Origin of the sequence: Pseudomonas citronellolis, assembly GCF_001586155.1 — a bacterium.
Lineage (GTDB): Bacteria > Pseudomonadota > Gammaproteobacteria > Pseudomonadales > Pseudomonadaceae > Pseudomonas > Pseudomonas citronellolis.
Map to the genome: position 1 here is coordinate 2539401 of NZ_CP014158.1, position 11601 is coordinate 2551001.

At 68.4% G+C, this 11601-nt stretch carries 10 protein-coding genes and 1 pseudogene; all 11 read left to right on the top strand.

Annotation, left to right across the window (positions count from 1 at the left end):
- The first annotated feature begins 211 nt into the window (after nt 1–211).
- Nucleotides 212–1411, top strand: coding sequence for a benzoate/H(+) symporter BenE family transporter (locus PcP3B5_RS11480; protein WP_043266769.1), 1200 nt, complete (start codon nt 212–214; stop codon nt 1409–1411).
- Nucleotides 1412–1610: 199 nt separating this feature from the next.
- Nucleotides 1611–2877, top strand: a pseudogene (locus PcP3B5_RS11485) (OprD family porin).
- A gap of 162 nt (nt 2878–3039) precedes the next feature.
- Complete coding sequence (locus tag PcP3B5_RS11490) at nt 3040–4515, top strand: 2-hydroxymuconic semialdehyde dehydrogenase (RefSeq protein WP_043266767.1); 1476 nt, start codon at nt 3040–3042, stop codon at nt 4513–4515.
- A 15-nt stretch (nt 4516–4530) separates the two neighbouring features.
- Entirely contained in the window at nt 4531–5334 is an 804-nt protein-coding gene (locus PcP3B5_RS11495; RefSeq protein ID WP_043266766.1) for a 2-keto-4-pentenoate hydratase, read from the top strand.
- Between the two features lie 147 nt (nt 5335–5481).
- Nucleotides 5482–6414, top strand: coding sequence for an acetaldehyde dehydrogenase (acetylating) (locus PcP3B5_RS11500; protein ID WP_043266764.1), 933 nt, complete (start codon nt 5482–5484; stop codon nt 6412–6414).
- A complete protein-coding gene (gene mhpE, locus PcP3B5_RS11505; RefSeq protein ID WP_009619332.1) occupies nt 6411–7424 on the top strand; it encodes a 4-hydroxy-2-oxovalerate aldolase in 1014 nt (337 codons plus the stop codon). Before PcP3B5_RS11500 ends, mhpE begins: the two co-directional genes overlap by 4 nt.
- A 199-nt stretch (nt 7425–7623) precedes the next feature.
- Nucleotides 7624–8412: a 2-keto-4-pentenoate hydratase gene (locus PcP3B5_RS11510; protein WP_009619334.1), complete on the top strand. Its 789-nt coding sequence runs from the start codon at nt 7624–7626 to the stop codon at nt 8410–8412.
- Complete coding sequence (locus tag PcP3B5_RS11515; RefSeq protein ID WP_043266762.1) at nt 8409–8834, top strand: RidA family protein; 426 nt, start codon at nt 8409–8411, stop codon at nt 8832–8834. Before PcP3B5_RS11510 ends, PcP3B5_RS11515 begins: the two co-directional genes overlap by 4 nt.
- 20 nt (nt 8835–8854) lie before the next feature.
- Nucleotides 8855–9427: a 3-hydroxyanthranilate 3,4-dioxygenase gene (locus PcP3B5_RS11520; protein ID WP_043266760.1), complete on the top strand. Its 573-nt coding sequence runs from the start codon at nt 8855–8857 to the stop codon at nt 9425–9427.
- Nucleotides 9424–10410, top strand: a complete 987-nt coding sequence (locus PcP3B5_RS11525) for an amidohydrolase family protein (RefSeq protein WP_061561312.1) — start codon at nt 9424–9426, stop codon at nt 10408–10410. The genes PcP3B5_RS11520 and PcP3B5_RS11525 overlap by 4 nt, the downstream gene beginning before the upstream one ends.
- A gap of 190 nt (nt 10411–10600) precedes the next feature.
- A complete protein-coding gene (locus PcP3B5_RS11530; protein WP_051878337.1) occupies nt 10601–11596 on the top strand; it encodes an MBL fold metallo-hydrolase in 996 nt (331 codons plus the stop codon).
- Nucleotides 11597–11601 lie beyond the last annotated feature (5 nt).

Here is an 11601-nt window from a genome sequence, read left to right on the forward strand (position 1 = left end):
CATCGGACCCTGGCGATGGGTATTGCTTCGCTCAACGCCATCCTACGAAAAGCCGTGCTTCCTGGAACCGTAGGACCTTGTCCGCGATAGCCGGAACCACCGGCGCGAATCGCGGATGAGATCCGCTACGGTGTTACCCCCAGGCATCGTCCCGAGCCGGCTTGCCGGCACGGCGAAGCCTTGCGTGCAGAACAAGAAAAAGTGAGGCGCCATGAAAGACCTCATCCGCGACTTCTCGCTGTCCGCCCTGGTGGCCGGGTTGATCGCCACCCTGATTTCCTATGCCGGCCCCCTGGTGATCATCTTCCAGGCGGCCAAGAGCGCCGGCCTGCCCGACGCCGCGGTGTCGTCCTGGGTGTGGGCGATCTCCATCGGCAGCGGCGTGCTCGGCATCCTCCTCAGCCTGCGCTACAAGGTGCCGCTGGTGATCGCCTGGTCGGCGCCCGGCTCGGCGCTGCTGGTGGCGCTGCTGCCGGGCATCAGCCTGAACGAGGCGGTGGGCGCCTACCTGGCGTCGAGCCTGATCATCTTCCTGGTGGGCATCTCCGGCGCCTTCGACCGCGTGGTCGGCAAGCTGCCGCCGGCCATCTCCGCGGCCATGCTGGCCGGCATCCTGTTCAGCTTCGGCACCCAGCTGTTCGTCTCGCTGCAGGCCAAGCCGGCGCTGGTGCTGGCGATGTTCGTCGCCTACCTGCTGGGCAAGCGCCTGGCGCCGCGCTACGCGGTGGCCCTGGTGCTGCTGGTGGGCTGCGCCATGGCCATCGGCGGCGGCGAGCTGAACGCCTCGGCGCTGGTGATCGGCCTGGCCACGCCGCAATGGATCGCCCCTGAATTCAGCCTCCATGCGCTGCTCAACATCGCCCTGCCGCTGGTGGTGGTGGCGCTCACCGGGCAGTTCGTGCCGGGCATCGCCGTGCTGCGCAACGACGGCTACCAGACCCCGGCGCGCCCGCTGATCGCCAGCAGCGCCCTGGGCACCTTGCTGCTGGCGCCCTTCGGCTGCCACGGCCTGAACCTCGCCGCCATCACCGCGGCCATCTGCACCGGCCGCGAGGCCCACGAAGACCCGGCGCGGCGCTATGTCGCCGGGGTGGTGGGCGGCGTCGCCTACCTGCTGCTGGGGCTGTTCGGCGCCACCCTGGTGTCGCTGTTCAGCGCCTTCCCCCGCGAGCTGATCGCCGCGCTGGCGGGCCTTGCGCTGTTCGGCGCCATCGGCGGAGCCCTGGCCGGCGCCATGGGTGTGCCGGAGGACCGCGAGGCGGCGCTGATCACCTTCCTGGTCACCGCCTCGGGCATGTCCTTCCTCGGCCTGTCGGCGGCCTTCTGGGGCCTGATCTTCGGCCTGGCCGCGCACCTGCTGCTGGTGCGCCGCCGCGCTCCTCGACGCGAGGCGCGCGCCGTGCGCGCCTGACCACCGGGCAACGGCAAGCGGGCGCCCGGCCGGGGCGCCCGCCCAAGGCAACACGGCAGCGGAAGCAGGGCAGGGCGGCTGAGCGAAGCGGACAGCCCCGGGCCCCCGTCGCCGGTACATGACTCCCCGCCCTGCGCCAAGCCGCGGCCCTCCGGTCGCTCGGCAGGGGATCGCACAACCATAAGAACAAGAGAAAACCATGAGCAATCGCGTATGCGTGACCGCCGTCGCGCTGGGCATCGGCGTGGCCGCCGCCCAGCCGGCGGCCGCGGCCGAAGGGCTGATCGAAGGTGCCAGCGCCACCCTGCAGGCACGCAACTACTACTTCAGCCGCGACTTCTCCGACATCGTCGGGCCCAACCGGCAGTCCAAAGCGGAGGAGTGGGCCCAGGGCTTCATCCTCGACTTCCGTTCCGGCTACACCCCTGGGCCCATCGGCTTCGGCCTGGACGCCATCGGCGTATTGGGCCTGAAGCTGGACAGCAGCCCCGAGCGCACCAACAGCGGCCTGCTGCCGGTGGGCGGCGACGGCCGCGCGCCGGACGACTACAGCCGCCTGGGCGTGGCCGGCAAGATGAAGTTCTCCAAGACCGAGCTGAAAATCGGCGAGCTGCAGCCCAACCTGCCGGTGCTGGTGTTCAGCGACATCCGCCTGCTGCCGCCCAGCTACCAGGGCACCTCGCTGACCTCCAGCGAAATCCCCGGGCTGACCTTGCAGGCCGGGCACCTCACCTCCACACACCTGCGCAACGAGGGCGGCGACGAGAAGATGCTCGCCATGCTCAGCTACCAGCCGCAGCGCCAGGCCGAGAGCGATGCCTTCAACTATGCCGGCGGCGACTACGACTTCAACGCCAAGCGCACCCGCGTCAGCGCCTGGTACGGCCAGCTGGAAGACATCTACAAACAGCGCTTCCTCGGCCTCAAGCACGCGCAGCCGCTGGGCGACTGGGTGCTGGGCGCTGGGCGCCAACCTCGGCTACTTCGACGCCAGCGAGGACGGCAAGCACCTGCTCGGCGACATCGACAACCGCGCCTTCTACTCGCTGTTCTTGGCCAGGCATGGCGGGCACACCTTCTACCTCGGCTACCAGGGCATGTTCGGCGACAGCGCCTTCCCCCGGGTGTTCGCCAACGTCTCGCCGCTGGGCAACGAGGTGCCGACCTACGAGTTCGCCTCCACCGACGAGCGCTCCTGGCAGGCGCGCTACGACTACGACTTCGTCGCCCTCGGCGTGCCCGGCCTGACCACCACCGTGCGCTACATCAGCGGCAACAACGTCGACACCGGGCAGGGCTTCGAGGGCAAGGACCGCGAGCGCGACCTGGACATCGGCTACACCGTGCAGAGCGGCCCGGTGGCCGGGCTCAACCTGCGCGTGCGCAACGTCATGGCGCGCTCCAACTACCGCAGCGACATCGACGAGAACCGCCTGATCCTCAGCTACACCTGGAAGCTGTTCTGAACCTCTCCGGGGCCGCTTGGCCCCCTGTCCGCCCCGGCTACCGGGGCGGATGGAGGAGGGCGCCCGAGGGTATTTCCGGTATTCCTGTAAGGGATACCTGAGAGCGCTTTTTTGATTATCCGCTTATAGGCGGTCTCCCTAGACTCGGCGAAAAACAAGCCTATGCAGGAGGTCGCCGTGTCCCATTCCTTGCTCCGCCACTACATCGCCGGAGCTTTCGTAGCCAGCAGCCGCACCTTCGACAACGTCTCCCCGGTGGATGGCCGCGTCCTCGGCCAGGTCTGCGAGGCCGGCGAGGTGGAGGTCGATGCCGCGGTCAGCGCCGCCGCGCAGGCACAGAACGGCCCCTGGGCCAGCTACAGCGCCGCCCAGCGCGCCGAGCTGCTGGAACGCATCGCCGACGGCATCGAGCGGCGCTTCGAGGACTTCGTCGCCGCCGAGGTGGCCGACACCGGCCGCCCCGTGCACCAGGCCCGCAGCCTCGACGTGGCCCGTGGCGTGCAGAACTTTCGCACCTTCGCCGACCTGGTGCGCCAGGGCGGCAGCGAGTTCTTCGAGATGCGCACCGGCGACGGCAGCGACGTGTTCAGCTACACGGTGCGCAAGCCTCATGGCGTGGTGGCGATCATCTCGCCGTGGAACCTGCCGCTGCTGCTGCTCACCTGGAAGGTCGCGCCGGCCCTGGCCTGCGGCAACTCGGTGGTGGTCAAGCCCTCGGAAGACACGCCCTCCAGCGCCACCCTGCTGGCCGAGGTGATGCACGAGGTGGGCGTGCCCGCCGGGGCCTTCAACCTGGTCCACGGCTTCGGGCCGAACTCCGCCGGCGAGTTCCTCACCCGCCACCCGGAAGTCGACGCCATCACCTTCACCGGCGAGTCGCGCACCGGCTCGACCATCATGCGCGCCGCCGCCGAAGGCGTGCGCGAAGTCTCCTTCGAACTGGGCGGCAAGAACGCCGCGGTGGTCTTCGCCGACTGCGACTTCGACGCCGCCGTGGCCGGGGTGCTGCGTTCCAGCTTCACCAACTCCGGGCAGGTCTGCCTGTGCTCCGAGCGCGTCTACGTCGAGCGGCCGATCTACGAGCGCTTCGTCGCCGCGCTCAAGGCGGGCGCCGAGCAGCTGAAGATCGGCTACCCCGACGAAGACGGCGTGAACATGGGCTCGCTGATCTCCCACAAGCATCGCGACAAGGTGCTGGGTTACTTCCAGCTGGCCCGCGAGGAGGGCGCCACCGTGGTCAGCGGCGGCGGCGTGCCGAAGTTCGGCGATGCGCGCGACAACGGCGCCTTCGTCCAGCCGACCATCTGGACCGGCCTCGCCGACGACGCCCGCTGCATGCGCGAGGAAGTCTTCGGCCCGGTCTGCCACATCGCGCCCTTCGACAGCGACGAGGAAGTGCTGCGCCGCGTCAACGACTCCGCCTACGGCCTGGCCGCCTCGCTGTGGACCCGCGACCTGGGCCGTGCGCACCGCGTCTCGCGGCGCATCCACGTGGGCATGGTGTGGGTCAACACCTGGTTCCTGCGCGATTTGCGCACGCCCTTCGGCGGCGCCCGGCTGTCCGGCCTGGGCCGCGAGGGCGGCCGCCACTCGCTGGATTTCTATTCCGAACTCACCACCATCTGCGTCAACCCCTGAGGCCAGGAGAAGCCCATGCATCCAGCCATCGCCGAAGCCGCCGCGCGTCTGCGCCAGGCCCGTGAACAGGGCCAGCCGTGCGCGCCGGTGCGCGACCTCGTCCAGCAGGCCGCCAATGAACAAGGGGCTGCCGCCCTCGACCTGGCCTACGCCGTACAGCAACGCAACAACGTCGCCGACATCGCCGCCGGCTGGCGCCCGGTGGGCCACAAGATCGGCCTGACCTCTCGCGCCGTGCAGCGCCAGCTGGGCGTCGACCAACCGGACTTCGGCCGCCTGTTCGCCCAGATGGCCCGCGGCGACGGCCAGCCCATCGCCTGGACGGACTGCCAGCAGCCCAAGGTGGAGGCGGAAATCGCCCTGGTCCTGGAACACGACCTGTGCCACGAGCGCCACACCCTGGCCGACATCATCCGCGCCACCGCCTTCGCCCTGCCGGCCATCGAGGTCGTCGGCAGCCGCGTCGCCAACTGGGACATCAGCCTGCTCGACACCGTGGCGGACAACGCCTCCTCCGGGCTCTTCGTCCTCGGCAGCCGTCCGGTGCGCCTGGAGCGGCTGGACCTGGTGAACTGCGGCATGAGCCTGAGCCTGCGCGGCGAGCCGGTATCCGTCGGCGCCGGCGCCGCCTGCCTGGACAACCCGCTGAACGCCGCGCTCTGGCTGGCCGACACCATGGCCCGCCTGGGTGAGCCGCTGCGCGCCGGCGACGTGGTGCTCACCGGCGCCCTGGGGCCGATGGTGGCGGTGCGCCCGGGCGATGTATTCAGCGCCGAAATCCAGGGGTTGGGGCGCGTTACTGCGGCCTTCCAGGGCTAAGAGCCGAAAAAAGCGCTGAAGGCTGGAGGCTGAACGACAAGCGATCCCTGCCACGGCGGAGGTCGGTGCTCTTTCGTCCAGCCTCCAGCCTCCAGCGCTCTTAATCGAGCTCTTTGCTCTTGATCGAATGCTTTTCGAGGGGTGTTTATGAGTAAGAAGAGAAAAGCCGCCATCATCGGTTCCGGCAACATCGGCACCGACCTGATGATCAAGATCCTGCGCAACTCGCAGCATCTGGAAATGGCCGCCATGGTCGGTATCGACCCGGCCTCCGACGGTCTGGCCCGCGCCGCCCGCATGGGCGTGGCGACCACCCACGAGGGTGTCGAAGGGCTGGTGAAACTGCCGGTGTTCGCCGACATCGACTTCGTTTTCGATGCCACTTCCGCCAGCGCCCACGTGAAGAACGACGCCTTCCTGCTCGGCGTTAAGCCCGGGCTGCGGATAATCGACCTGACTCCGGCCGCGATTGGTCCCTATTGCGTGCCGGTGGTCAACCTGGAGCAGCACCTCACGGCCAGCAACGTGAACATGGTGACCTGCGGTGGGCAGGCGACCATTCCGATGGTGGCTGCCGTGTCCCGTGTGGCCAAGGTCCACTACGCGGAAATCATCGCTTCCATCGCGTCGAAATCCGCCGGCCCCGGCACCCGCGCCAATATCGACGAGTTCACCGAGACCACCTCGAAAGCCATCGAAGTGATCGGCGGCGCGGCGAAGGGCAAGGCGATCATCATCATGAACCCGGCGGAGCCGCCGCTGATCATGCGCGACACCGTGTACGTGCTGAGCGAAGCGGTGGACCCCTCCAAGGTCGAGGCCAGCATCGAGGAAATGGCCGCCGCCGTGCAGGCCTACGTCCCCGGCTATCGCCTGAAGCAGAAGGTCCAGTTCGACCTGGTGACCGACCTTAACATCCCCGGCCACGGCAGCTTCAGCGGCCTGAAAACCTCGGTGTTCCTCGAAGTGGAAGGCGCCGCCCACTACCTGCCGGCCTACGCCGGCAACCTCGACATCATGACCTCCGCCGCGCTGGCCACCGCCGAGCGCATGGCACAGGCAATGGAGGCTTCGGCATGAGCCAGAAACTCTATATCTCCGACGTGACGCTGCGTGACGGTATGCACGCGATCCGTCACCAGTACAGCCTGGAAGACGTGCGGGCCATCGCCGCCGCCCTCGACCTCGCCAAGGTGGACTCCATCGAAGTGGCTCACGGCGATGGCCTGCAAGGCTCGTCCTTCAACTATGGCTTTGGCGCCCACACCGATCTGGAATGGATCGAAGCGGCGGCGGACGTGGTGAAGCACGCGAAGATCGCCACGCTGCTGCTGCCGGGCATCGGCACCATCCACGACCTGAAGAACGCCTACAACGCCGGCGCTCGCGTGGTTCGCGTGGCGACGCACTGCACCGAGGCCGACGTCTCCAAGCAGCACATCGAATATGCCCGCGAGCTGGGCATGGACACCGTCGGCTTCCTGATGATGAGCCACATGCAGACGCCCGAAGGTCTCGCTCAGCAGGCGAAGCTGATGGAGAGCTACGGCGCCACCTGCATCTACGTGGTCGACTCCGGTGGCGCGATGAACATGGACGATATCCGCGCGCGCTTCCGCGCCGTGAAAGCGGTCCTGAAGCCCGAAACCGAAACCGGCATCCACGCCCACCACAACCTCAGCCTCGGTGTGGCGAATTCCATCGCCGCGGTGGAGGAGGGCTGCAACCGCATCGACGCCAGCCTGGCCGGCATGGGCGCGGGCGCCGGCAATGCGCCGCTGGAGGTGTTCATTGCCGCCGCCGACAAGCTCGGCTGGCACCACGGCACCGATCTCTACGCGCTGATGGATGCGGCGGATGACCTGGTGCGCCCGCTGCAGGACCGCCCGGTGCGCGTCGACCGCGAAACCCTCGCCCTGGGCTACGCAGGCGTCTACTCCAGCTTCCTGCGCCACGCCGAAGTGGCCTCGGCCAAGTACGGCATCAAGGCGGTGGACATCCTCGTCGAACTGGGCAAACGCCGCATGGTCGGCGGCCAGGAAGACATGATCGTCGACGTGGCCCTGGACCTGCTGGCCGCCCGCGCCTGACCTCGACCTCGACTGTAGGAGCAGGCCCTGCCTGCGATTCGCGCGCAGGGCGCGCTCCTACAGAGGAACGACGTGGCGGAGGCGCAGGAGAAACACCTCCGTAGGATGGGTTGAGCGAAGCGATACCCATCGCCATGCCCGATGGGTTTCGCAGGCTCAACCCATCCTACGAAAAGCCTAAATCGCAGGAGTAGTGCACATGAGCACCGACATCCCCCGCATCGCCCAGGCCCTCGACCAGGCCGCGCGGCATGCCGAACCGCTGGCGCAGTTCAGCGCCAGCACGCCCTTCAGCCTGGATGACGCCTACCGCATCCAGCGCGCTTCCATGCAGCGCCGCTACGACGACGGCGAGCGCAGCATCGGCGTCAAGCTGGGCTTCACCAGCCGCGCCAAGATGGTCCAGATGGGCGTCGACAGCCTGATCTGGGGCTGGCTCACCGACGCCATGCTGGAAGAGGACGGCGGCCTGGTCGACCTGGCCCGCTACATCCACCCGCGCGTCGAGCCGGAAGTCTGCTTCCTCACCCGCCGCGCCATCGATCGCCCGCTGACGCTGCTGGAAGCCGCCGACTACATCGAGGCCGTGGCCCCGGCGCTGGAGATCATCGACTCGCGCTACCAGGCCTTCAAGTTCAGCCTCGAGGACGTGGTGGCGGACAACTGCTCCTCCGCCGGCCTCACCGTCGGCCCCTGGTCGCGGGACTTCGGCGCCCTGGCCAATGCCGGCGTGGTGCTGCGCCTGGACGGCCGCGTGGTCCAGGCCGGCTCCACCGCCGCCATCCTCGGCAACCCGCTGCGCAGTCTGGTGCAGGCCTCGCGCCTGCTGCACCAGGCGCAGATCGAACTGCCCGCCGGCAGCCTGGTGATGGCCGGCGCCGCCACCGCCGCCGAGGCGCTGCGCCCCGGCATGCACGTCAGCGTCGAAGTCCAGGGCCTGGGGCAGAGCAGTTTCAGCGTCCGCAACCCTCAAGGAGCAGCAGCATGAGCGAAACCAAATCCACCGTGGTCGCCGGCAAGGCCACCCCGCGCGGGCGCTTCCCGCACATCAAGCGCGCCGGTGATTTCCTCTTCGTCTCCGGCACCAGCTCGCGGCGCCCGGACAACAGCTTCGTCGGCGTCGAGGTGGATGCCATGGGCACCACCAACCTCGACATCCGCGCCCAGACCCGCGCGGTGATCGAGAACATCCGCGACATCCTCGCCAGCGAGGGCGCCAGTCTGGCGGACGTCGTGGAGATCAGCAGCTTCCTCGTCGATATGAACGACTTCGGCGGCTACAACCAGGTCTACGCCGAGTTCTTCGACGAGAACGGCCCGACCCGCACCACCGTGGCCGTGCACCAACTGCCGCACCCGCACCTGCGCATCGAGATCAAGGCGGTGGCCTACGCCCCCCGCACCCGTTGAACCGCTGGGAGACAACAACAATGGACAAGCACCACTTCAGCGCACCCTTCAATTTCAACCGCTGGCTCGACGAGCACGCCCACCTGCTCGAGCCGCCGGTGAACAACCAGCAGATCTGGCAGGGCAGCGACTACATGGTCACCGTGGTCGGCGGCCCCAACCAGCGCACCGACTTCCACGACGACCCGGTGGAAGAGTTCTTCTACCAGTTCAAGGGCAACGCCTACCTGAACATCTGGGACCGCGGCCGCTACGAGCGGGTGGACCTCAAGGAAGGCGACATCTACCTGATGGCCCCGCACGTCATCCATTCGCCGCAGCGCCCCGAGCCCGGCAGCCTGTGCCTGGTCATCGAGCACCGCCGCCCGGCGGGCCAGCACGATGCCCTGCAGTGGTCCTGCGCGCGCTGCGGCTGCCTGATCAAGCGCTACGAAATGCAGTTGCAGAGCATCGTCGCCGACCTGCCGCCGGTGTACGAGCAGTTCTACGCCACCTCCGACGAGGAACGCCGCTGCCACGAATGCGGCGAGATCCACCCCGGCCGCGACTGGCAGGCCTGGCACCAGACACTCAACGAGTTCCATCGCCCATGAAGATCGACATCCACTCGCACTTCTTCCCGCGCATCACCCAGGCCGAGGCCGCGCGCCTGCACCCGCAGAGCGCGCCCTGGCTGCACACCGAGGGCCGCCACGGGCAGATCATGCTCGGCGACAAGCCGTTCCGCCCGGTGCACGACGTGCTCTGGGACGCCCAGCGGCGCATCGAGCACCTGGACGAGCAGGGCCTGGACGCCCAGGTGATGTGCGCCACCCCGGTGATGTTCGGCTACGACCAGCCCATCGAGCGCGCCTTGCCCTGGGCGCAGTTGATGAACGACCGCGCCCTGGAGATGACCGCCATCGCCCCGGAGCGCCTCAAGGTGCTGGCCCAGGTGCCGCTGCAGGACATCGACGCCGCCTGCCGCGAAGCCAGCCGGGCCATGGCCTGCGGCCACGTCGGCGTGCAGATCGGCAACCACGTCGGCGAGCGCGACCTGAACGACTCCGGCCTGGAGATCTTCCTGCGCCACTGCGCCAACGAAGGCATCCCGCTGCTGGTGCACCCCTGGGACATGATGGGCCGCGAGCGCATGAAGAAGTGGATGCTGCCCTGGCTGGTGGCCATGCCGGCGGAAACCCAGCTGGGCATCCTCTCGCTGATCCTCTCCGGCGCCTTCGAGCGCCTGCCCGAGTCGCTGCGCATCTGCTTCGCCCACGGCGGCGGCGGCTTCGCCTTCCTGCTCGGCCGCGTGGACAACGCCTGGCGCCACCGCGACATCGTCCGCGAGGACTGCCCGCAGCTGCCGTCCAGCTACGTCAAGCGCTTCTTCGTCGACTCGGCGGTATTCGACCCCGGCGCGCTGCGCCTGCTGGTGGACGTGATGGGCGCCGACCGCGTGATGCTCGGCTCCGACTCGCCCTTCCCGCTGGGCGAACAGAGCATCGGTGCCGGCGTGCTGGAGCACCCGCAGCTCAGCGAGCAGGACAAGGCGCGCATCTGCGCCGGCAACGCCCAGGCTTTCTTCGGTCTTTGAAAGGGGATACGGCGGCGGCTTCCGACCCGGCGGCCGCGAGCCGGGCGGCGTGGCGAGCGCAGCGGCACTCAGCGGATCGAAGCCGCCGACTATGCGGATAGACCGGCAGGGCGCGGCGGCCGGTAATGGCTGGGCGTGCCGGGCCGGTACCGGCCAAGTGACCCATAACAACAATAGAAGGTAGAACACGATGAAAGCTCTGCGCATCCTGGGCGCCGTCGGCGCCGCCTTGCTGGCGCTGCATGGCGCCCCCGCCTCCGCGGCGGCGGAAGACAGCATCAAGGTGACCCTGCTGGGCACCGGGACCCCCATCCTCAACGTCAACCGCTTCGGCATGAGCACCCTGGTCGAGGCCGGCCCGCACAAACTGCTGTTCGACGCCGGGCGCGGCGCGGCCATCCGCCTGCACCAGTTGCAGGTGCCGCTGCGCGATATCGAGGCGGTGTTCATCACCCACCTGCACTCCGATCACCTCACCGGCCTGCCGGACCTGTACGCCACCGCGCCGCTGCCTACTGACGACGGCCGGCGCACCCAGGCCCTGCCGGTCTATGGGCCCAAGGGCATCGACAGCGTGGCGCGGGGCATCGAGCAGATGTTCAGCGAGAACAACCGCATCCGCGGCAAGGAGACCAACGCGCAGGCCGCGCGTATCGCCGACCAGGCCATAGCGGCGGACGGCGGCGTGGTCTTCGACAAAGAGGGGGTGAAGGTCACCGCGTTCCTGGTGGACCACGGCTACGTGAAGCCGGCCTACGGTTATCGCATCGACTATGCGGGGCGGTCGGTGGTGCTTTCCGGCGACACCACCTACGCCCCCAACCTGGTTAGCCAGGCCAAGGGCGTGGACCTGCTGGTGCACTCCCTGTCGATCGCCAGCCATCAGTTGGAAAAGGCCTACCCCGACTACGTGAAGCACTTCTACGACTACCTGGCCAACCCGGAGACGGTGGCGAAGGTGCTCAGCGAAACGCGCCCGCGCGATGCGGTGTTCTCGCACATCTCGCTGTACAGCCGCGGCGACATCGGCCGCGCTTCCGAAGAGGACATCCGTTCGCGCGTGGCCCAGGGCTACGACGGTTCCTTCGTCATCGGCCAGGACCTGATGGCCTTCGAGCTGACGCCCAAGGGCGTAGTGCGCGAGCCCTACGACGCCGCGTTGCGCCAGCGCGAACCGGTGAACTGACGATT